Here is a 21,991-nt window from a genome sequence, read left to right as displayed (position 1 = left end):
TTTGTCTCCGTAAGGTTGTATTCTTTAGTGGTTATGACGCGCCAGCGTCTGCCCCACTCCTCGATATTCGAGCGCCAATTCCATGCACGCACCGGTCTCCATTTGGCCGACGGTGGAGCGGTACAGCTGCTGCCACGGCGTCTGGCTGGCCGGTACCGGCGGGATGCCTTCGGCTTTGCGCTTGGCCAGTTCCTCGTCGCTGATCAGCATATTGCAGCTGCCTTCGTTCAGATCCACGCGCACGGTGTCGCCAGTGCGGATGTATGCGAGGCCGCCGCCCACCGCGCTCTCCGGCGAGGCGTTCAGGATCGACGGGCTGTCCGAGGTGCCGGATTGACGGCCATCGCCCAGCGTTGGCAGCCAGTTCACGCCGCGCTTGATCAGCGCATCCGGCGGTTGCATGTTGACGACTTCCGCCGAACCTGGCCAGCCGATCGGGCCTGCGCCGCGAATCACGAGGATGCAGTTTTCGTCGATGTTCAGCGCTGGATCGTTGATGCGGTCGTGGTAGTCGCCCGAACCATCAAACACGATGGCGCGCGATTCGAAAACGTTTTCTTGACCGGGAGTGCTCAAGTAACGCTGGCGGAATTCCGGCGAAATCACGCTGGTCTTCATGATGGCGAAATCGAACAGATTGCCCTTCAAGACGAAGAAGCCTGCGTCTTCTTTCAGCGGCGCGTTGAACGGGTAGATCACTTCGCGGTCGTTGGTCTCGCGGTTGACCAGGTTTTCCTTCATGGTCTTGCCGGTGACGGTGAGACGGTCGGAGCGCAGCTTGCCCTGCTGTTCCAGTTCCCACATCACGGCCGGCACGCCGCCCGCGCGGTGGAAACGCTCGCCGAGGAATTTACCGGACGGTTGCATGTTCAGCAGCAGCGGGACTTTGTGGCCGTATTCCATCCAGTCGCTGGACTTCAGCTCAACGCCGGCATGGCGCGCCATGGCGACGATATGCTGCTGGGCGTTGGTGGAGCCGCCGATGGCGGCGTTGACCACGATCGCGTCGAGGAAGGCGTCACGATTCAGCACTTGCGACGGACGCAGATCCAGCTTGGCCATTTCAACGATGCGCTTACCGGTTTCGTAGGCCATCTGGCCACGCTCGCGGTACGGCGCAGGAATCGCCGAGCAGCCGGTCAGCGACATGCCCAGCGCTTCGGCAATCGCGTTCATGGTCGACGCGGTGCCCATGGTGTTGCAGTGGCCCGCCGACGGCGCCGAGGCGGCGGCGATTTCCAGGAACTTTTCGTTATCGATCTTGCCGGCGGCCAGCTGCTTGCGGCCTTTCCAGATCGCCGAGCCAGAACCCACCAGTTCACCATCGAGCCAGCCGTCCAGCATCGGGCCGCCGGACAGCACGATGGCCGGAATGTCGATGGTGGCGGCAGCCATCAGCTGCGACGGCGTGGTCTTGTCGCAGCCAGTGGTCAGCACCACGGCGTCGATCGGGTAGCCGTGCAGGATCTCCACCAAGCCCATATACGCCAGATTGCGGTCGATGGCGGCGGTAGGACGGCGGCAGTTTTCAAAGATCGGATGCAGCGGGAATTCCATCGCAATGCCGCCCGCATCGCGGATGCCGTCGCGCACGCGCTTGGCGAGTTCCAGGTGAATGCGGTTGCACGGACTGAGATCACTGCCCGATTGGGCGATGCCGATGATCGGGCGGCCGGAGCGCAGCTCTTCCGGCGTGATACCGTAGTTCATAAAGCGCTCGAGATACAGCGCGGTCATATCGATGTGGTCTGGATTATCGAACCAGTCCTGCGAACGGTAGCGACGCGATTGGGTGCTCATGTAAAGTGCCTATTCTGGTAAGTACAGATGTTGCAGTTGTCCCGGCGAGGCCACGCGGAAGCTGAATACGCCCCCTGCCAATGGCTCCCGGCTCAATTCTTCGTCCGTCAATCCCTTGCGGGCCGTGGTCACAAACACGGTGCGCAGATCCTCGCCGCCGAATGCAACCTTGGTGATATTCGAACACGGCATGGAAACCGTGTCCAGTAGTTCGCCCGAAGCGGCGTAACGCTCGATGCGGCCGCCGGCAAACAAGCCTACCCACAGCGCGCCGTCGGCATCGACGGCGGTGCCGTCCGGGTAGCCGCTGCCTTCAATCCGCACGAACACGCGCTTGTTGGACAGGTTGCCCTTGTCGTCCAGGTCGAACGCATAGATGGTTTTTTCCAGCGTGTCGGTGTGATAGAAGGTGCGGCCGTCCGGGCTGACGCACGGGCCGTTGGTGATGACGTAGCCGCTGTCCATGCGCAGCATGCGGCGGTTTTCGGTGAAACGGTACAGCGCACCGCTGGCCGCTACCTCGGCGTTGTCCATGGAGCCGAACCACAGCGCGCCGTGGCGGTCGATGTAGCCGTCGTTGAGGCGATTGCCCGGCAGGTCTGATTCCAGCTCCTGTATGGTGGTCAGCTCGCCGCTCTCGAACGAGAAGCGCTCGATGCGGCCCGGCAGGCCGCACACGAAATCGCCGCCGTGCATCGGCAAGGCGAAGCCCACTTCGGCCGGCACCGTCCAGCTTTGACGGCGGCTGCCGTCTTCGGCGCAGCGGTGGATGGCGCGCTGCTTGATGTCGACGAAGTACAGCGCCTTGTGTTCAGGATGCCATACCGGGCCTTCGCCCAGGGTCGCCGCCAGCGGCCAAATGCACTCAGGCTGGTAGAGGTTCATGCTCCATACCATCCGGCATCTACGAAGTAATCGCGGCCGGAGCAGCGGCGCGCATTGTCTGAGGACAGGAACAGCGTCATGGCAGCGATATCTTCAGTTTCTACAGGCTGTGGCAAGACCTGCGAGTTGAGGATGGCCTGGCCGCCCTCTTCGTCGTGCCACAGTGCCTTTTGGCGCGGCGTCAGCACCGAACCCGGAACCACGCAGTTGACGCGGATTCCGTCTTTACCGAGGTCGCGTGCGAGGCCACGGGTCAGGCCTTCAATCGCTGCCTTGGCAGTCATGTACAGGGTCAGATCCGGCAGCGCCAGGTGCCACGAGATCGAACCGAAGTTCAGGATCACGCCGCCGCCTGCTTTCTTCATGCCCGGCGCCACCGCCTGCGCGCAGAAGAACTGGTGGCGCAGGTTGACAGCCAGGCTGTCGTCCCAGTACTTCGCGGTGACTTCATGCACTTGGTGACGATGGTCGTTGGCGGCGTTGTTAATCAGGATCTCGATTGCGCCGTGGTCCTTCTCGATCTGCGCGATGACCTTGGACAGCGCATCCAGGTCGGTCAGGTCGCAGTGGAAGAATACTGGTGCGTGCTTGCCGCCTTTCAGGCTCTCGGCCAGTTGCTGCGAAGCCTCCACCGCGATATCGATGAAGAACACTTGCGCGCCCTGCTGGACGTAAGCATCCACGATGCCCGCGCCGATGCCGGTGCCACCGCCCGTAATGAGAACCCGCTTGCCGGCGAGATCCGGGTAAGTGGCGTAGACCAATGGTTTCACCATCTTGTTTTCCTCCAGAGATTAATTGAGCAGGCCACGTTGGGCCAGGTTGCGATACAGTGCGCGCACGCCGAACGTCCATGGGGTCACGGCGTCGCTGCGATAAACGTGGTTGACCAGCATGCCGAGCGAAGCGCTGCTGATGCTGACGCGGTCACCCAGCTTGTGGGTGAAACCGGCGCCCGGTGCGCCGCGGTCTTTAATCGGCGAGAACATGGTGCCGAGGAAGAGCATGAAGCCGTCCGGGTATTGATGGTGCGCGCCGCTGGTTTGCGATACCAGATCCAGCGGGTCGCGGCTGATTTCGCGCATGCGGCTCTCGCCGTCCAGGCGGAAACCGTCTTCCGCGCCTTCGATCACCAGGCGCAGTTCTGCATTGCGCACGGTGTCGATGGTGAAGCGTTCATCGAACAAGCGGATGAACGGGCCGACGCCGCACGAGGCGTTATTGTCCTTGGCTTTACCGAGCAGCAGCGCGCTGCGGCCTTCGATGTCGCGCAGATTGACGTCGTTGCCGAGCGTAGCGCCGACGGCTTGCGCGCGGCTGTTCACAGCCAGGACGATTTCCGGCTCCGGGTTATTCCATTTCGATTCAGGGTGCAGGCCGACGTCCGCGCCAAAGCCCACCGCCGACATAGGCTGCGACTTGGAGAATACTTCGGCGTAAGGGCCGATGCCGACTTCCATGTACTGCGACCAGGCGCCGCGCTCGATGAACTGCTGTTTCAGTTTTTCCGCTTCCGGCGAACCCGGTTTGATGGCCGACAGGTCGGCGCCGATGTCTTTCAGCAGCGAGGAGCGCAGTTCGTCGGCCTTGGCCGGGTTGCCGCCCGCCTGTTCTTCGATCACGCGCTCCAGCAGGCTGACGGCGAAGGTGACGCCGCAGGCCTTGATGGCCTGCACGTCGCACGGCGCCAGCAGGCGCACCGGCGCATCTTCGCCGCTCAGGGCAGCTTCGATCAGCGCTTCCACGCGGCCCAGCGATTCGCCCTGCGCCGAATGGGCGAAAGCGACGACGTCATCGCGATCCAGCAGGTCGGACACGGTCGGCGTCAACGCCGTGATGTCGAATACCTCGCCTTTGCGCACGACCACCACGCTAGGGCCGTTGACGTCCTTGCGCCATACGCGGCCGACCAGCAGCGCTTCCGGCAAATCGACGGGAAGGTGCGCCGATACCGGCGCGTGTTTCAGAGTGTTTTTCACATTGTCTCCTTGTTTAACGGCCCAAGCTTGGTTTTTTCGGGGAATAAGTCCAGCCGGGTACTAAATAGCGCATCGCCATCGCGTCGTCGCGCGCCGTGGTGGCGACCTTCTTATACAGTCCATGCGCCGCTTCGATGCGGCCCATGTCAGGTTCAATACCGAGTCCCGGCGCTTGTGGCACCTTGACTTCGCCGCCGATGATTTGCAGCGGTTCACGGGTCAGGCGTTCCTGCCCTTCCTGCCAGATCCAGTGAGTATCGATGGCGGTGATCTTGCCCGGCGCAGCGGCGGCGGCGTGGGTAAACATCGCCAGCGATACGTCGAAGTGGTTGTTGGAGTGCGAGCCCCAAGTCAAGCCCCAATCTTCGCACAACTGCGCCAGGCGCACGGAACCCTGCATCGTCCAGAAGTGCGGATCGGCCAGCGGAATATCGACTGCACCCAGCAGGTGCGCGTGCGCCATCTGGCGCCAGTCGGTGGCGATCATATTGGTGGCGGTAGGGATGCCGGTGGCGCGGCGGAATTCCGCCATGGTCTCGCGGCCGGAATAGCCGTCTTCAGGGCCGCATGGGTCTTCGGCGTAAGCCATGATGTGGCCTTGGCCGCGGCAGATATCGATGGCTTCGCGCAGCGACCATGCGCCGTTCGGATCCAGCGTCACGCGCGATTCCGGGAAGCGCGCCTTGATGGCGGCGATGGCTTCGATTTCGTCGGCGCCGCGCATTACGCCACCCTTCAATTTGAAATCGCGGAAGCCGTATTGGGCGACGGTGGCTTCGGCCAACTCCACAATCGCGGCCGGCGTCAAGGCCTCCTGGTTACGGCGGTGATACCAATCGGATGCCCCCTCGCCGCTCAGGTAAGGCAGGTCGGCGCGGCGACGGTCGCCGATATAGAACAGGTAAGCCAGCATCGGCACGCTGTCGCGCTGCTGGCCTGCCCCCAGCAGTTCACACACCGGCACATTCAGATGTTGACCCAGCAGGTCGAGCAGCGCCGCTTCAACGGCGGTGACCACGTTTTCCAGTCGCAGATTAATTTCGTGCGGCTGTTTCAATACTTCCGCTTCGGCGGCGTCGGTCACCTGGTGCTGGCCGCTGATCGAAGCGCGGATGGCGTTCAGGGTGCGGTTGTAGCGGCCGATCTGCGTGCCCACCACCAGCGGCACGGCGTTTTGCAGCGCGCGCAGTATGCCCGCGCCACCCGGCACTTCGCCCATGCCGGTGCGACCCGCGCTGTCTTTCAACAGCACGAGATTACGGGTGAAGTACGGCGCGTGCGCACCGCAAAGATTGAGCAGCATGCAATCGTGACCTGCTACCGGGATGACCCGCATCTCCGTTATTACCGGAGTTCCTGCTTCCGGCATTTTTGTTGCATGTACCATCTGCTTACCCTAAAATGAATAGCGCTAACATTTTATGAGTGTGAAGGATTTATGCAACCAAGTCAACACGCTTTACGCAGCTTTGTGGGTGCCGCCCTGGCGGTCTTTATCATCAACGCAACGGCTGCGGAACCGGCCTCGCACTGGGTGGCGAGTTGGGGTGCAGCGCAGCAAATTCCTGAGCCGGCAAACGAGTTGGCGGCCGAGCACTGGCGCGATGGCAGTATCCGCCAAGTGGTGCATCTCACTCTGGGCGGCAAGCAGTTCCGGGTTCGCATCAGCAATGCATATGGCACTGCACCATTGATCGTCGACGCGGCCAGCGTGGCGCTGGCGCAGGCGCCCGGACAGGCTGGCGTCAACGCCCCTACCCTGCGCCCGCTGACCTTTGACGGCCGCACTACCGTCATGATCCCGGCCGGCGCGGAATACTACAGTGACGCTGTTTCCCTGGACGTGAAAGCGGCCGCCGACCTGGCGATTTCGCTGTATTTCAAGGATGCGCCGGCAGGCCAGACCGGCCATCCCGGCGCGCGCGCCAGCACTTTTCTCGCCAAAGGCAACCGCGTGAACGAAGCGGCGTGGGACGACGCGGGCAAGACCACTAAATGGTACGCCATCAGCGATGTGGAAGTGTTAGCGCCGCGCCGCGTGGGCGCACTGGTGGCAGTCGGCGACTCGATTACCGACGGCTACGGCGTCCCGGTCGATACCAACACCCGCTGGCCGGATGTGCTGGCGGCCCGCTTGCGCGATAACGGCATGACGCAAGGCGTGGTCAATGCCGGCATCGGCGGCGGGCGCATGCTGCGCGATGGCCTGGGCCCGAATGTGGCAGCCCGCTTTGACCGCGACGTGACGTCGCGCGCCGGCGTGACCCATGCGTTAGTACTGATAGGCGTGAATGACTTGGGCGGCCTGCATCGCAACACGCCTGACACGCCAGCCGACCGCCAGCAAATGCTGACCGACCTGAAACTGGCGCACCGCCAGTTGGCTGAGCGCGCGCGTGCGCGTGGTGTTTGCCTGATCGGCGCCACGGTCACGCCGTACGTCGGCAGCGATTACTATCACCCGGAGCCGGAAAACGAGGCGGATCGGCAGGAGCTGAATAACTGGATCCGCAGTTCCGGCATATTCGACGCCGTCGCCGATTTCGACGCGGCGCTGCGCGATCCCGGGCGGCCAGATCGCATGAAGCCAGTCTACGACTCGGGCGATCACCTGCATCCATCGCTGGCAGGCTACCGCGCGCTGGCTGAAGCCGTGCCGCTGGCCGCGCTGCGCAAACAATGTGGAGCGAAGAAATGATGGCCGCGCGCGGAGCTCTGTCCGCAATCCTGGCCGCCATGTCGCTGACCGCTCAGGCACCGGCTACCGCTGCCGCCCCGGCGACTTATACCAATCCGGTGCTGAGCGGCTTCCACGCCGATCCAAGCATCTGCCGCGTGGGCGGCGACTACTACCTCGCCACCAGCAGCTTTGAATACTTCCCCGGCGTGCCGATTTATCACAGCAAGGACTTGGTTCACTGGCGCCAGGTCGGCCACGCCCTCACGCGCACCAGCCAATTGAATCTCGCGCATACCCGCAGCTCGCAAGGCATATACGCGCCCACCCTGCGCTGCCACGACGGCGTGTTCTATATGGTGACCACTAATATGGAGGGCGGCGGTGCGTTTTACGTCACGGCCAAGGATCCCGCCGGCGACTGGTCGGAACCCGTGTGGCTGAACGATCCAAGCTTCGCCATGGATCCGTCCCTGTTCTTCGACGACGACGGCAAAGTCTATTACACCCGCCACGGCGGCGGCGAACATGGCGGCGTCTATCAGGCGGAAATTGATCTGAAAGCGGGCAAGCTGCTGGAGCAACCGCGCCTGATCTGGTCGGGCACCGGCGGCGTGTGGCCGGAAGGCCCGCACTTATATAAGCAGAACGGTTGGTACTACCTGATGATCTCCGAGGGCGGCACCTCGTATAACCACAGCCTGACCATGGCGCGCTCCTCGTCGCCCATGGGGCCATACACCGCCAATCCCGCTAACCCGATACTCACGCATCGCGGCCACCCCGAACTGCCGCTGCAAGCGACCGGCCACGGCGACCTTGTGCAAACGCCGGAAGGCAAATGGTGGATGCCGCTGCTGGGCATCCGTCCGGTCGAACAGCGCCATCACCTTGGCCGTGAAACGCTGCTCACGCCGGTCGAGTGGAATGAGCAAGGCTGGCTCACGGTGAACAAAGGGCAGCCGCTGGCGGTGGAGATGTCGGCCGAAGGCTTGCCGCCATCCGCGCCATGGCCGGCTGAACCGGTGCGCGACGACTTCACGGCGGCCAAACTTGGCCTGCAATGGTCGCAACTGCGCGGGCCCGGCGACGGTTTGTGGTCGCTAAGCGAGCGGCCCGGCTACCTGCGGCTGAAAGGCAGCAGCATCACCATGAACGACATCGCTCAACCGGCTTTCATCGCACGTCGCCAGGAACACATGCGCATGCGCGCGGCCACGCAGCTTGAGTTCACGCCGTCCGCCGCCACCCACGCCGCAGGCCTCGTGCTGCGCCAGAACGAGAAGAACTACTACGAACTGCGCGTGACCGGATCGCCGCAACGGCGCCTGGAATTGCTGAAGCGCGTAGATGGCGTGACCTCGCTGCAAGCCAGCGCGCCGCTGCCATCCGGCCCGGTAACGCTGCAAGTGGAATCGTGGGCCGGCCGCTATGAATTCAGCTACAGCAGCGGCGGCAAACCACTCAAGCAGATCGGCTCCTTGCCTACAGCAGCGCTGTCCTCAGAATCGGCGGGCGGATTTACCGGCGTGTTTATCGGCATGTACGCCGAAGGCGCCAAGCAGCAAGCCATGCCTGCCGCAGATTTTGCATGGTTCGACTACCAGCCACTGGAAAAATAAAACTACATGAGACAACGATTGCTCGCAGGCCCTGGATTCAGGGTTGGTTTTGCAAAAGCTGGTAGTCAACAATAGTAGCGACCCCGGCCCGCCGGAAAGCCCACACCAAACCCGGCAACCTTAAGCGATACGCACGCCATACCACTTAAGGGTCTGACCCCGTACGGGGTCAGACCCTGTGTGGCAGTGCGGGTTAACTGCGCTTCGGCGCGGCATTGATTGCCGCCGCAATCGCGTCGCGCAGCGGCTTGGCGCGCAGCTGGTCGTCGAATGGCGTTGGCCTCATTTTCTGGCCATCCGTACGCGGCGCCTCATCCCATCCTTGCAGCCAGCTGGCGTTATCGGCCATGCCCCACATCAGAAAGTCGCGGCACTGCGGATAGCTAAAAGTCACGTCCAGGTAATCCTTGGCCAGCGCCGCCACGCCTGCATCGCGCACCTTCACATCCGCCGGCAGCTTGCGGTCATTGACATCAAACTCGGTGATCAGCAAATCCAATCCCATGCCGGTAACCTCATCGAGGAACTTGCGCCAATCGCGCTGGTAGTTCGCGCCGCTGCTCTCATCCCACGAACCGATATGGCTCTGCAAACCCAGCGCATGCACCGGCGTGCCGCGCGATTTCAAGTCGTGCAGCAGTTTCAGCACGCCCGCGCGATGCTTGGCGCTGCCCTCATCGCCGCGCATGTAATCGTTGTAGACCAGCTGCGCTTTGGGCGCGCGCTCCTTCGCCAGCCGGAACGACAAATCAATCTGCTCCACCGCGCCCATCCGCTCAGTGAACACATTCACGCGCAAGCCACCGGTCTTCGGATCGACCGCCTCATTCACCACATCGTAGCTGTAAATCGCATCGCCAAAATGGTCGCACACTGTGATGATATGCTTGCGCAGCAGCGCTTCCGCCGCCTTTGCGGGTTGCGCGCCGAAGTCGTATTCATTAACCCACTTCGGCAGCCACTTGGCCTCCTGCCAGATCAGATTATGGCCGCGCACCAGCATGCCCTGCTCTTTCGCCCACGCGTACATGGCGTCGGCCGGGCCGAAGTTATATTGGCCTTGGCGCGGCTCCAGTCCTTGCCACTTCCCTTCGTTCTCCGCCACCAGCATATTGCACTCGCGCGCCATCAAAGCCTTGTAGGCCGGATCGCGGAAATGGCCGCCGCCGATGGCGTTGCCGATATTGATGCCTTTGCGTTTGCCCAGTACTTTCAAGGGTTCCGGCGTTTCGGCGGCGTGCAGCGGCGCTGCGCCGGCGGCCGCCATCATGGCGATAAAACTGCGGCGGGAAATTTTCATGTTGTCTCACTCCTCGTTGGAATTGTTTATTAACATCGTGGCATAATGAAATGGTTACGCTATCATAAAAACGGAGACAAGATGCGCTTTTTCTCACACGCGGCCCTGACGGCGCTGCTGCTGTCGCTCGCCGCGACAGCTTTCAGCGCAGACGAAGATGGCTACGATTTGTGGCTGCGGTATCGGCCTTTGGAACGCGCGGCGCAACAGCGCATACAGGTTCGCAGCATCGTGCTGCCGGGCGCACCGTCGCCGACCACGGATGCGGCATTGGCGGAACTGAATAAAGGCTTGTCTGGCATGACAGGACGTGCTCCTGCCAGCGCAGCGCGCATCAGTGACGGCGCCCTGCTGCTCGCCACGCCTGCGCGATTGCCGGAACTGGCCGCCGCCGCATCACCGCTGCGCACCGAGTTGGCCGCGCTGGGGGACGAAGGCTATCTGCTGCGGCAAGCGCGCATCCAAGGCCGCAACGTGACGCTGATCGCTGCCAACAGCGACATCGGCCTGCTCTACGGCGCTTTCGCGTGGCTGCGCGAGACAGCTGCGCCGGCGGCGAGCCGCGCGCTCGCGGTGTCGTCCGCGCCAAAGCTGCAATTGCGGTTGCTGAACCATTGGGACAACCTGGATCGCACGGTGGAACGCGGCTATGCCGGCCAGTCGATCTGGGACTGGTGGGCGCTGCCGGACATTAAAGATCAGCGCTACACCGACTACGCCCGCGCCAACGCCTCGCTGGGCATCAACGGCACAGTACTCAACAACGTCAACTCCAAGCCCGAAGTCCTGACCGCGCCCTTCATCGCCAAAGCCGCCGCCGTCGCCGACGTGCTGCGTCCTTACGGCATCAAGGTCTACTTGTCCGCCCGCTTCTCCACGCCGCTGGAACTGCACGAAACCGCCACCGCCGATCCGCTCGCGCCGGAAGTCCAGCAATGGTGGCGCGCCAAGGCCGACGAAATCTACCAAGCCATCCCCGACTTCGGCGGCTTCCTCGTGAAAGCCAACTCGGAAGGCCAGCCCGGCCCGCAGGACTACCACCGCACCCACGCCGACGGCGCCAACATGCTGGCTGCCGCCGTCGCGCCGCACAAAGGCATCGTCATGTGGCGCGCCTTCGTCTATGCGCCGAAAGGCGCGCATCTCGCCGACGACCGCGCCAAGCAAGCCTACGAAGAATTCAAACCACTCGACGGCAAATTCGCCGCCAACGTACTGGTACAAGTAAAGAACGGCGCCATCGACTTCCAGCCGCGCGAACCATTCCACCCTCTGTTCGGCGCCATGCCGAAAACGCCGCTGATGATGGAATTCCAGATCACCAAAGAGTACCTCGGCTACTCCACCGACCTTGCCTACCTCGGCGCCATGTTTGAAGAAACACTGGAGAGCGACACCAAAGCCGCAGGCACGGTGGCGCAAACTTTGAGCGGCATGGCCGGTGTCGCCAACATCGGCAGCGATCGTAACTGGGCCGGCTCGCACTTCGACCAAGCCAACTGGTATGCCTACGGCCGCCTTGCATGGAACCCGCAGGCCAAATCGCGCGACATCGCCGCCGAGTGGGCCGCCCTCACCTTCAGCCCAGACCAGCGCGTCGCCGCGCCCATCGTCGACATGCTGATGATGTCGCGCGAAACCGTGGTCGATTACATGACGCCACTCGGCCTGCACCACCTGATGGGCACCAGCCACCACCACGGCCCCGCACCGTGGGTAGACAATCTCGAACGCCCTGATTGGAATCCGGTCTACTACCATCGCGCAGACCGCAACGGCATCGGCTTCAATCGCACCGCCACCGGCAGCAGCGCGCTCCAGCAATACGCACCGGAGATAGCGCGACAGTACGCCGATCCACGCACTACGCCTGAACAGCTGCTGCTGTGGTTCCACCACCTGCCATGGGATTACGCAATGCCGTCCGGCCGCACCTTGTGGGCCGAATTGTTGGCCCGATACGACAAAGGCGTCGCTGGTACCAAATCACTGCACGCGCGCTGGGTCGTTTTAAAACCGCTGATCGACGCGCGCCGCTACACCGAAGTCGAACAGCGCCTCGCGCGCCAGATCAACAACGCCATACTGTGGCGCGATGCAAGCATCGCCTACTTCCAATCGGTGTCCGGCCTGCCGTTGCCGCCCGGCGTGCAAGCGCCTGCGCATCCGCTGAGCTACTACAAGGCGCTCAGCTATCCCTACGCGCCCGGACGCGGCTAACAAAAATCTGGTTTGACTTGTCCGATAACTCCATCTAAACTGCATTGGTTGCGCTACCATTGATTGCTGCAGAATGTTAAAAACGATGACTGCGGCAATCCATATAGCATGCGTCCAGGCGCCCCGGCCGGCGGTCGCTTGTGGTAAAGTCTGACGCTGAACATAGCTTCATATAAAAACGGGGTTACCAAGGCAGATGACAAAGAATAAGGTGAAACCGGCGCCTGTACCGGCCGTGCAGAGCCGCACGCAGGCGCCAACCATGGCCGATGTGGCCAAGCTGGCAGGCGTGTCCCCGATGACCGTGTCGCGCGTGATGAACGGCGATACCAACGTCCGCGAAAAAACCCGCAACCGTGTCGATGCGGCAGTCGCTGCACTCAATTACGTTCCCAATCAGGCCGCGCGCCGCCTAGCCGGTTCGCGCCCGATTCGCGTCGGCTTCCTGTACTCGAATCCGAGCGCGGGCTATCTGAGCGAATTCCTGGTCGGCCTGCTGAACCAAGCCAGTCCCAATAACGTGCAGCTGGTGGTGGAAAAATGCGAGGCCGATGAACACGGCGTTGAACAAGCGCGCCGTTTGATCGCCAATGGCGTGGACGGCATCATCCTGCCGCCGCCGCTGTGCGATGTACGCAATCTGATCGACTTGATCGCCGGTTCCGGCACGCCGGCCATCACGGTGGCTTGCGGCCAGCCCGACCCGCGCGTGGGCGGCGTCAGTATCGACGACTATCAAGCCGCGTATGCAATGACCTCGCACCTGATCGCGCTGGGCCACCAGCGCATCGGCTTCGTGATCGGCCATCCGAATCAAAGCGCCAGTGCGCGCCGCCTGGCCGGCTTCAAAGCCGCTATCGCCGAGAAAAATGCGCTGAGCGCGAAAGAGCTGGTCGTGCAAGGCCTGTTCACCTACCGCTCCGGCCTGGATGCGGCAGAGAGCTTGCTCGGCCTTGAACAGCGCCCTACCGCCATCTTTGCCAGCAATGACGATATGGCGGCCGCCGTGGTGGCGATCGCCCACCGCCTCGGCCTCGACGTGCCGGGCGATCTGACCGTGGCCGGTTTCGACGATACCGCGCTGGCGACCACCATCTGGCCCGAGCTGACCACCGTGCGCCAGCCGATCACCGACATGGCGGAAGCGGCGGTGCAGGTACTGGTGCGCCTGATCCGCGCCCAGCGCAACGGCACGCCGGAAGCGCCGGAGCACGTCGTCATGGAGCACGCACTGATACGCCGCCAGTCCGATGCCGCACCACGTTTGCGGCCCAAACATTAATCCAACTTAGCCCACAATATGACCAAGCTCCCCGTGCTGTTGATTGCCGCTAGTGTTATCTCCTCTTCCACTAACGCCGCCGACAGCAGCACGCCGCGCGCCGCCACCGCCGGCGGCGTGGTAACGGGTGTGCAGGAGGCGTCGGGCGTCAAATCGTTCAAGGGTATCCCGTTCGCCGCGCCGCCGGTCGGCAAGCTGCGCTGGCAAGCACCGCAAGCAGCGGCCAAGTGGAAGGGCGCGCGCAAGGCCGATCATTTCGCCGCGCGCTGCATGCAGCTGCCGCTGTTCAGCGATATGGTGTTCCGTTCCGACGGCGTGAGCGAGGACTGCCTGTATCTCAACGTCTGGACGCCGGCCAAGTCGGCCAAGGAAAAGCTGCCGGTGCTGGTGTACTTCTACGGCGGCGGTTTTGCGGCCGGCGATGGCTCGGAGCCGCGCTACGACGGCGAGAGCATGGCGGCCAAGGGCATCGTTACGCTGACCGTCAATTACCGCCTGAACGTATTCGGCTTCATGGCGCACCCGGAACTGACCAAGGAGTCGCCGCATCGCGCATCCGGCAACTACGGCTTGATGGATCAAGCGGCGGCGCTGCAATGGGTGAAGAAGAATATCGCAGCTTTCGGCGGCGATCCTGCGCGCGTGACGATTGCCGGTGAATCTGCCGGCTCGTTCTCGGTCAGCGCGCAAATGATTAACCCGCAGGCCAAGGGCTTGATCGCCGGCGCGATTGGCGAAAGCGGTTCTCTGCTCGGCCACATGGCCCCTGCCCCGCTCAGCACGGCGGAGCAGATGGGCGCAGCGTTTGCACAAGGCGTGGGCGCAGCTACGCTGGCCGAACTGCGCGCCCTGCCGGCGCAACAGCTGCTGGACGCGACCAAGAAACCGGGCGCGTGGTTCTTTGCGATTCAAGACGGCTACGTGATTCCGCGCTCGCCGACGGCCATCTACGCGGCGGGCGAACAAGCCAAAGTGCCTTTGCTGGCGGGCTGGAACTCGTATGAAGGCCACTACAAGCAAATCCTCGGCGAGAGCGAGCCGACTGCAGAAAACTTCAGCGCCGCACTGCAAAAGCTGTACGGCGACCAGGCGGCAGCCGCGCAGCAAGCCTATAGCGGCGATGTGAAACAGGCTGCGACGGAACTGGCCAGCGACCGCTTCATCGGCTTCGGCACGTGGAAGTGGATCGACAGCCACGCGCGCACCAGCGGCAAGCCGACCTACCGCTATTACTACACGCGTGCGCGTCCCGGCCAGGAAGGCGCCAACCATTCGGTGGAGATCGAATACGCGCTGGGTAACCTCAACGGAAATAAAGTCTATGCATGGACAGACGAAGACCGCGCGCTGTCGGCGCAGATGCAAGCCTACTTCGCCAACTTCATCAAGACCGGCAATCCAAACGGCGCCGGTTTGCCGGAATGGCCGCAAGCCAGCAGCGGTGCGGGCTCGCGCCTGATGAAGCTCGATGTGCCGTCGGTCGCCATCACTGCCACCGACGACGCCCACCAGCAATTCCAGGAAACGCAGGTGAAGAAGTAAAGTAGTTTAAGCGGCGGTTTGTATTTTATTGTATCGATAGGTAATCGATTGAAAACCTGCTATACAATTTATCCTCTTAAAATGAGGACACAGACCCTATGCGCAAGTCTCTTGGCTTCTTAGCTATCTGCCTGACGGTTTCCGCCTACGCGGCGGAACCGTTTGACGACAAGTTCCGTCAACTCGACGAAATCCTGCCGACTCCCAACGTCTACCGCACCGCTTCCGGCGCACCGGGCCACGCCTACTGGCAGCAGCGCGCCGATTACACCATCAGCGCCTCGCTGGACGAATCCAAGCGCGCGCTGACCGGCAGCGAGCAAATCACCTATCACAATAATTCGCCTGATACGCTGGGCTATCTGTGGGTGCAACTGGATCAGAACATCTACAAGAAGGATTCCGATGCGCGCATGATGCTCACCCAGCCATCGCGCGAGGCATGGGCCAAGCCGTCCTCGCCGGACGACGGCTACAAGTTTGAAGGCATGCGCGGCATCCTGGCCGGCCGTGAATTCGACGGCGGCTTCAAGATCAAGAGCGTAGGCGCAGGCGGCCAGCCGCTGAAGTACGTCGTTAATCGCACCATGATGCGCATCGATCTGCCAAAGCCGTTGAAGCCGGGCGAGAAGTTCGTCTTCAATATCGATTGGTCTTACAACATCAACGAACAGCAAGTGCTGGGCGGCCGCTCGGGCTACGAGCATTTTGAGGAAGACAAGAACGACCTGTTCGAGATCGCCCAGTGGTTCCCGCGCATGGCGGCCTACTACGATGTCTACGGCTGGCAGCACAAGCAGTTCCTCGGCACCGGTGAATTCACGCTGGAATTCGGCGACTACGATGTGCAGCTGACCGTACCGGCCGACCACGTGGTTGCGTCCACCGGCGAACTGCAAAATCCGAACGATGTCCTGAGCGCCGCACAGCGCGAACGCCTGGAAAAAGCCAAGAGCGCAACCTCGCCGGTCGTCATCGTCACGCAGGAAGAAGCCACCAAGGCCGAGAAGTCGCGCAGCACCGCGACCAAGACCTGGCACTTCAAGGCCGCCAACGTACGCGATTTCGCGTGGGCGTCGAGCCGCAAGTTCATCTGGGATGCGCAGGGCTACAAGAAGGACTCCACCAACGTGCTGGCGATGTCCTACTATCCGAAGGAAGGCAATCCGCTGTGGGGCAAGTACAGCACGCAGGCCATCATTCACACCATCGACAAGTACAACAAGTTCAGCTTCGACTATCCGTATCCGACCGCTATTTCGGTCAACGGCCCGGTAGGCGGCATGGAGTATCCGATGATCTCCTTCAACGGCCCGCGTCCGTCCAAGGACAAGAAGACCGGTGCGCTGACGTGGTCGGAGCAGACCAAGTATGGCCTGATCGGCGTCATCATCCACGAAGTAGGCCACAACTACTACCCGATGATTATCAACTCGGACGAGCGCCAGTGGACGTGGATGGATGAAGGCCTGAATACCTTCGTGCAGTATCTCGCCGAGCAGGAATGGGAAGACAAGTATCCGTCGCGCCGCGGCGAGCCGCGCAACATCGTCGATTACATGCGCAGCCAGAACCAGGTGCCGATCATGACCAACTCGGAGTCGCTGCTCCAGGTCGGTAACAACGCCTACGCCAAGCCGGCCACCGGTTTGAATATCCTGCGCGAGACGATTCTGGGCCGCGATCTGTTCGACTTCGCCTTCCGCGAATACGCGCAGCGCTGGAAGTTCAAGCGCCCTACGCCGGCGGACTTCTTCCGCACCATGGAAGACGCTTCCGGCACGGATCTCGACTGGTTCTGGCGCGGCTGGTTCTATACCACCGAGCCAGTGGACATCAGCATCGATGCGATCAACGAGTACGGCGTGAGCACCAAGGATCCTGAAAAGGAAAAGGCCTGGAAGAAGGCGCAAAAGGAAGCGCAGCCTATCTCGATCTCCGAACAGCTGAACAAGGCCCTGCCTAAGCGCCTGGATTCGCACCCGGAGCTGAAGGACTTCTACAACGATCACGACGAGTTCACGGTCACCAACAAGGATCGCAACAGCTACGCCGAAGCGATCGAGAAGCTGGAGCCGTGGGAGAAGAAGCTGCTGGATCAAGGCAAGCACCTGTACCTGGTGGACTTCTCCAACCTGGGCGGCATGGTGATGCCGCTGATCCTGGAGATTGAACTCAAGAGCGGCAAGAAATACGTCGAGCGCGTTCCGGCCGAAGTATGGCGCTACAACTCGAAGAAGATCACCAAGTTGATCGTCACCGATGAACCGATGGTGGGCCTGACCCAAGACCCGTACTGGGAAACCGCCGACATCGACACGTCCAACAACGCGTGGCCGCGCAAGGTCACCAAGTCCCGTCTCGAACTGTTCAAGACCGAGCGTGACAAAAATAACCTGATGCGCGACTTCAATACGCCACTGAAGAAGGACGAGAAGAAGTGATACTGCGCCGCTTGCGCCTCGTTGCTGCTACCATGCTGGCGTCGGCCAGCATGGCCGCCCCTGCTCACAACTTCCACATGGGCATAGCGGACATCAGCTACAACGAGCGCACCGGCAGCACCGAGATCGTGCACACTTACACGGCGCACGATCTCGCCACGCTGCTGACCAATCTTTACGGCCGCCAGTTCGATCTTGGCCGCGCCGATAGCGAAGCGCCGCTGCGGCGCTACGTTGAAAAGCAGTTCACCGTCGCCGATGCGGAAGGCAAGCGCCTGCCGCTGCAATGGGTAGGCGCCAAGGTGGACGCGGATAGCGTCGTCATTTTCCAGGAAATCCCGAGCGTTAAACTGGCAAAAGGCAGCCGCATTCATAACGCTTTGCTGATAGACTTCCTGCCGTCGCAAAAGAACACCGTTAACCTGCAAACCGATGGCACCACCAAGACCCTCCTCTTCGATCAAGGCAGCATCGATCAAATCGCCCCTTAAGTACGCACTGTTGCTGGCATTGGGCTCTGCCCAAGCCGACGACCAGATCCTGCAAAGGGTAATGGTCGATGGCTCGCGCACCAATCAACTCGGCGTGGCCGATGCTGCCAGTTCCGGCACCGTCACGCAGGAGGAGCTGGCTGCGCGCACCGTCTATCGTCCGGGCGAGGTGCTGGAGGCGGTGCCGGGTTTGGTGGTGAGCCAGCACAGCGGCGAAGGCAAGGCCAATCAGTTTTACCTGCGCGGTTTCAATCTCGATCACGGCACCGACTTGCGCACTGCGGTAGACGGCATGCCGGTCAATCAGCGCAGCCATGCGCATGGCCAGGGTTGGACTGATTTGAATTTCCTGATTCCCGAATTGGCGGTGCGACTCGATTACAAGAAAGGCCCCTACTCTGCGGAGGAAGGCGACTTTGCGTCGGCCGGCACGGCCTCGGTAGTGTATGCCAACCGCCTGCTGCAAGGCGTGGCTAGCGTATCTGCGGGACAGAATGGCTATGGCCGCGCGCTGCTGGCGGATTCTGTGGAGACCTCGCGCGGCAGCTTGCTGTATGCGGTGGAGGCGATGCACAACGACGGCCCGTTCACGCGGCCGGACGACTATCAAAAGCTGAACGCAGTGCTGCGCTACAGCGAGGGCTATGCCAACAACGGCTTCAATATCAGCCTGATGGCGTACAAGGCCGATTGGAATTCCACCGACCAGATTCCGTTGCGCGCGGTGCAGGATGGTCAAATTGGCCGCAACGACGCCATCGACAATACCGATGGCGGCAAGGCGCACCGTTACAGCTTATCTGGCGCATGGCGCCGTACCGCAGAAGATAGCGCGTCCAAGGTCAATGCCTACATCATCGCCAATCAGCTGGAATTGTGGTCTAACTTCACCTACTTCATGGATGATCCGGTGCATGGTGATCAGTTTGCGCAGCCGGACAAGCGTATTACCAGCGGCTTGAATGCGTCGCACAGCTGGCACCATCACACCGAGACGGGCAACAGCGAAACCACTATCGGCGTGCAGCTTCAGAACGATAATATCTTCAACAGCTTGGTCAACACGCAGGCGCGCAAGACGCTGTCGGTAACGCGGCAGGATCATATCGTTGAATCTAGCGTTGGCCTGTACGTCGAAAACAATACGCGCTGGAATGCAGCTTTCCGCACCGTGGTTGGCGCGCGCGCGGATGGCTATCGCTTTGATGTGCAGAGCGACCTTGCGGCCAATTCGGGCAAGGCTAACGATCATTTGCTCAGCCCAAGTGTGAGCTTGATCTACGGGCCGTGGCAAACGGCCGAGGTGTACGCCAACTTCGGCAGCGGCTTCCATAGCAACGACGCGCGCGGAACCACCATCACCATCGATCCCAAGACCGGCCTTGCGGCAGACAAGGTGACGCCGCTGGTGCGTTCACGCGGCATGGAACTGGGCGCGCGCACTTCGTGGCTGCCGGGATTGCAAACCGCGCTGTCTTTGTATCGCCTGGACTTCGATTCGGAACTGGTCTACATCGGCGACGCAGGCGCCACCGAGGCCGGCCCGCCAAGCCGCCGTTATGGTGTTGAGTTCTCCAACTACTACAAGCCTTTGAAGTGGCTGTCGGTCGATCTGGATCTGGCCTATGCGCGCGCGCGCTCGCGCGGCGTGGTTGAAGAAGGCAGCTACATCCCCGGTGCGATTGAAGGCACGGGCCAGTTGGCGGTGACTGTCGATGACGGCGGCCCGTATTCCGCCTCGCTCAAACTGCGCTACTTCGGCCCGCGTCCGCTGATCGAAGACAACAGCGTTCGCTCCAAGGCCAGCATGACACTGAACGGCCGCTTCGGCTGGAAGATCAAGAAAGACCTGTCACTGGAACTGGAAGCCTTCAACATCACCAACCGCCGCGACTCGGCCATCGACTACTACTATGCCTCGCAATTAAAAGGCGAAGCGGAAGCCGTCACCGACATCCACTTCCACCCCATCGAATCCCGCTCCCTGCGCGCAACGCTGGTCAAGCACTTCTAATCAAAACTCTTCCCACTCGTCGCCCGAGGAGGCGGCTTTGAGTTTTTGCGGCGCTGTCTTGGCGGCGGCAGGTTTTGCTGCCGGCTTGGCGCGCGGCGCCTTCGGCAGTGCGGTAACCGTGGCGGCGCGTACCGGCGGCACATAGGCGGCGCGCGATGCGTTGATCTTGAACGCGCTGACTACCTGCTCCAACTTGTCAGCCTGGTCGCGCAAGGTCGTAGCGGCGGCAGCGGTTTGCTCCACCAGCGAGGAGTTTTGCTGCGTGGTCTGATCCATCTCGGTGACCGCGCGGTGCACTTGTGCGATGCCGTCGTTCTGCTCCTGCGTCGCGGCGCTGATTTCGCCGACGATGTCGGTCACCTGCTTGATGCTGGAGACCACTTCGTGCATGGTGCTACCGGCTTGTTCCACCAGCTTGGTGCCCGAGCCGACCTTCTCCACCGAATCATCAATCAGTGCCTTGATTTCCTTGGCCGCAGCTGCGGAACGCTGCGCCAGATTCCGCACCTCGGTCGCCACCACCGCAAAGCCGCGGCCCTGCTCGCCCGCGCGCGCCGCTTCCACCGCCGCATTCAGCGCCAGGATATTAGTCTGGAAAGCGATGCCGTCAATGACCGAGATAATATCCACGATCTTGCGCGACGATTCGTTGATCGAGCCCATGGTCACCACCACCTGCTCCACCACCGAACCGCCCTGCGTCGCCACCTCGGACGCCGAACGCGCCAGCTGGTTAGCCTGCCGCGCATTGTCCGCATTCTGGCCGACGGTAGAAGTCAGCTGCTCCATGCTGGCCGCAGTCTGCTCCAGCGCCGCCGCCTGGGACGAAGTGCGCTGCGACAGATCGCCAGTACCTGCCGCGATCTGCTGCGAAGCCGCGCCCACAGCGCTGGTGGAACTGCGCACCGTCTCGATTACGCCCGCAATCTGCTCCAGCAGTTTGTTGAACGCCACCGCCGTGTGGCCGATTTCGTCCATGCGCTCGACTTTGATCTGATGCGTCAAATCCAGCGACTGGCTCACATCTTCCAGCGTGCCGCGAATCGACTCAAGACTGGTCTTGATAGTGACGTACAACTGCCACGCCAGCGCGCCAGTCACCAGCACCGCCAGCACAATCACCGTCACCAGCAAGCGGAATGCAAAGCTATATGCCGCAGCGCTTTCTGTGCGCACGTCGTCACTGAGCTTGTTGTTGTACGCGATATGATCGTCAAAGGCTTTTTTAACAGCAGCCGCCGACGTCGCCAATGGCGTACCCGCTTGCAGCGTGGCGCGCACCGCGTCCATGTCGCCGGCGTGCGCACCGGCCAGGAATGGCACCAGCGCCTGACGATATGCCGCCATCGCCGCCTTGTCGGCTTCCAGCATCTTGCGGTCGGTGTCGTCGAAGATGCGATCTTTTTCGTACAGCGCCACTACCTCGTCAAACTTGGCGTGAGCGTCGTTGTAGGCTTTATCCAGCGCGCTTTTATCGGCTAGATTGGAGAACACCGACAAGCGATAACCAGCCAGGCGGCTATCAGCCAAATAGCCCTTCGCCATATTCAAGCCGGCGATACTGGGAATCAGGTTGGTCTGCACCATGTCCAGCCGCTGCTGCGCGCGAGATAGCTGGGTAAGGCCGGAGACGCCAACAAAAATCAGCGCCACCAAAGCCAACGACAGGGTCAATATCAGTCGCTTCGTAATCGTCATTGTGACTTTTCTCATGTAAGTAGAAGGGATTCGGCCT

15 protein-coding genes are annotated in these 21,991 nt (G+C 61.8%); 8 read left to right on the top strand and 7 right to left on the bottom strand.

Translation table 11 applies throughout. The features are described from left to right. Positions 1-24 precede the first annotated feature (24 nt). Genes GTP45_RS07905 through GTP45_RS07885 form a run of 5 tightly spaced genes read right to left on the bottom strand, consistent with a single transcriptional unit; the run spans position 25 to position 6,033 of the window. A complete protein-coding gene (locus GTP45_RS07905) occupies positions 25-1,800 on the bottom strand; it encodes an IlvD/Edd family dehydratase (RefSeq protein WP_161013296.1) in 1,776 nt (591 codons plus the stop codon). A gap of 9 nt (positions 1,801-1,809) precedes the next feature. Then, complete coding sequence (locus tag GTP45_RS07900; protein WP_161013295.1) at positions 1,810-2,685, bottom strand: SMP-30/gluconolactonase/LRE family protein; 876 nt, start codon at positions 2,683-2,685, stop codon at positions 1,810-1,812. After that, complete coding sequence (xylB, locus tag GTP45_RS07895) at positions 2,682-3,461, bottom strand: D-xylose 1-dehydrogenase (protein ID WP_174821638.1); 780 nt, start codon at positions 3,459-3,461, stop codon at positions 2,682-2,684. The genes GTP45_RS07900 and xylB overlap by 4 nt, the downstream gene beginning before the upstream one ends. 18 nt (positions 3,462-3,479) lie before the next feature. Further along, the gene (locus tag GTP45_RS07890; RefSeq protein ID WP_166454572.1) at positions 3,480-4,652 is read right to left on the bottom strand and encodes a fumarylacetoacetate hydrolase family protein; all 1,173 of its coding nucleotides are present in this window, start codon (positions 4,650-4,652) and stop codon (positions 3,480-3,482) included. A gap of 25 nt (positions 4,653-4,677) precedes the next feature. After that, positions 4,678-6,033 carry an enolase C-terminal domain-like protein gene (locus tag GTP45_RS07885; protein WP_161013293.1) on the bottom strand — a complete coding sequence of 452 codons (1,356 nt, stop codon included), beginning with the start codon at positions 6,031-6,033 and terminating at the stop codon, positions 4,678-4,680. A gap of 69 nt (positions 6,034-6,102) precedes the next feature. On the opposite strand from GTP45_RS07885, the gene GTP45_RS07880 reads away from it, so the two are divergent. Beyond that, a complete protein-coding gene (locus tag GTP45_RS07880) occupies positions 6,103-7,362 on the top strand; it encodes an SGNH/GDSL hydrolase family protein (RefSeq protein ID WP_161013292.1) in 1,260 nt (419 codons plus the stop codon). Further along, the gene (locus tag GTP45_RS07875) at positions 7,359-8,963 is read left to right on the top strand and encodes a glycoside hydrolase family 43 protein (protein ID WP_217363316.1); all 1,605 of its coding nucleotides are present in this window, start codon (positions 7,359-7,361) and stop codon (positions 8,961-8,963) included. The genes GTP45_RS07880 and GTP45_RS07875 overlap by 4 nt, the downstream gene beginning before the upstream one ends. Before the next feature lie 193 nt (positions 8,964-9,156). Here the strand turns inward: GTP45_RS07875 and GTP45_RS07870 are convergent, their stop codons facing one another. Beyond that, positions 9,157-10,263 carry an endo-1,4-beta-xylanase gene (locus GTP45_RS07870; RefSeq protein ID WP_161013291.1) on the bottom strand — a complete coding sequence of 369 codons (1,107 nt, stop codon included), beginning with the start codon at positions 10,261-10,263 and terminating at the stop codon, positions 9,157-9,159. Positions 10,264-10,344: 81 nt separating this feature from the next. Between GTP45_RS07870 and GTP45_RS07865 the strand changes: the two genes are divergently transcribed. From GTP45_RS07865 to GTP45_RS07840, 6 genes are all read left to right on the top strand, one after another. Then, complete coding sequence (locus tag GTP45_RS07865) at positions 10,345-12,483, top strand: alpha-glucuronidase family glycosyl hydrolase (RefSeq protein ID WP_161013290.1); 2,139 nt, start codon at positions 10,345-10,347, stop codon at positions 12,481-12,483. Between the two features lie 196 nt (positions 12,484-12,679). Next, positions 12,680-13,765 carry a LacI family DNA-binding transcriptional regulator gene (locus GTP45_RS07860; RefSeq protein WP_161013289.1) on the top strand — a complete coding sequence of 362 codons (1,086 nt, stop codon included), beginning with the start codon at positions 12,680-12,682 and terminating at the stop codon, positions 13,763-13,765. A gap of 18 nt (positions 13,766-13,783) precedes the next feature. Beyond that, the gene (locus GTP45_RS07855; RefSeq protein ID WP_161013288.1) at positions 13,784-15,307 is read left to right on the top strand and encodes a carboxylesterase/lipase family protein; all 1,524 of its coding nucleotides are present in this window, start codon (positions 13,784-13,786) and stop codon (positions 15,305-15,307) included. A gap of 98 nt (positions 15,308-15,405) precedes the next feature. After that, positions 15,406-17,751, top strand: coding sequence for a M1 family metallopeptidase (locus GTP45_RS07850; RefSeq protein ID WP_161013287.1), 2,346 nt, complete (start codon positions 15,406-15,408; stop codon positions 17,749-17,751). Then, positions 17,748-18,242 carry a DUF6702 family protein gene (locus tag GTP45_RS07845; RefSeq protein WP_161013286.1) on the top strand — a complete coding sequence of 165 codons (495 nt, stop codon included), beginning with the start codon at positions 17,748-17,750 and terminating at the stop codon, positions 18,240-18,242. Before GTP45_RS07850 ends, GTP45_RS07845 begins: the two co-directional genes overlap by 4 nt. A gap of 61 nt (positions 18,243-18,303) precedes the next feature. Then, a complete protein-coding gene (locus tag GTP45_RS07840) occupies positions 18,304-20,256 on the top strand; it encodes a TonB-dependent receptor (protein WP_229258386.1) in 1,953 nt (650 codons plus the stop codon). Here GTP45_RS07840 and GTP45_RS07835 read toward each other — a convergent pair whose 3' ends face one another. Further along, entirely contained in the window at positions 20,257-21,954 is a 1,698-nt protein-coding gene (locus GTP45_RS07835) for a methyl-accepting chemotaxis protein (RefSeq protein WP_161013284.1), read from the bottom strand. It lies immediately after the preceding gene. Between the last annotated feature and the right edge of the window lie 37 nt (positions 21,955-21,991).

Source organism: Duganella rivi (genome assembly GCF_009857435.1).
Classification (GTDB): domain Bacteria; phylum Pseudomonadota; class Gammaproteobacteria; order Burkholderiales; family Burkholderiaceae_D; genus Rugamonas; species Rugamonas rivi.
This window is presented reverse-complemented; position numbering and strand designations above follow the sequence as displayed.

What these genes read in the sequence shown, in the direction of transcription:
- GTP45_RS07905 (WP_161013296.1), bottom strand. Translation starts at nt 1,800, where the DNA reads ATGAGCACCCAATCGCGTCGCTACCGTTCGCAGGACTGGTTCGATAAT.
- GTP45_RS07900 (WP_161013295.1), bottom strand. Translation starts at nt 2,685, where the DNA reads ATGAACCTCTACCAGCCTGAGTGCATTTGGCCGCTGGCGGCGACCCTG.
- GTP45_RS07885 (WP_161013293.1), bottom strand. Translation starts at nt 6,033, where the DNA reads ATGCCGGAAGCAGGAACTCCGGTAATAACGGAGATGCGGGTCATCCCG.
- GTP45_RS07870 (WP_161013291.1), bottom strand. Translation starts at nt 10,263, where the DNA reads ATGAAAATTTCCCGCCGCAGTTTTATCGCCATGATGGCGGCCGCCGGC.
- GTP45_RS07840 (WP_229258386.1), top strand. Translation starts at nt 18,304, where the DNA reads ATGGTCGATGGCTCGCGCACCAATCAACTCGGCGTGGCCGATGCTGCC.
- GTP45_RS07860 (WP_161013289.1), top strand. Translation starts at nt 12,680, where the DNA reads ATGACAAAGAATAAGGTGAAACCGGCGCCTGTACCGGCCGTGCAGAGC.
- GTP45_RS07835 (WP_161013284.1), bottom strand. Translation starts at nt 21,954, where the DNA reads ATGACGATTACGAAGCGACTGATATTGACCCTGTCGTTGGCTTTGGTG.
- GTP45_RS07865 (WP_161013290.1), top strand. Translation starts at nt 10,345, where the DNA reads ATGCGCTTTTTCTCACACGCGGCCCTGACGGCGCTGCTGCTGTCGCTC.
- GTP45_RS07875 (WP_217363316.1), top strand. Translation starts at nt 7,359, where the DNA reads ATGATGGCCGCGCGCGGAGCTCTGTCCGCAATCCTGGCCGCCATGTCG.
- xylB (WP_174821638.1), bottom strand. Translation starts at nt 3,461, where the DNA reads ATGGTGAAACCATTGGTCTACGCCACTTACCCGGATCTCGCCGGCAAG.
- GTP45_RS07850 (WP_161013287.1), top strand. Translation starts at nt 15,406, where the DNA reads ATGCGCAAGTCTCTTGGCTTCTTAGCTATCTGCCTGACGGTTTCCGCC.
- GTP45_RS07855 (WP_161013288.1), top strand. Translation starts at nt 13,784, where the DNA reads ATGACCAAGCTCCCCGTGCTGTTGATTGCCGCTAGTGTTATCTCCTCT.
- GTP45_RS07880 (WP_161013292.1), top strand. Translation starts at nt 6,103, where the DNA reads ATGCAACCAAGTCAACACGCTTTACGCAGCTTTGTGGGTGCCGCCCTG.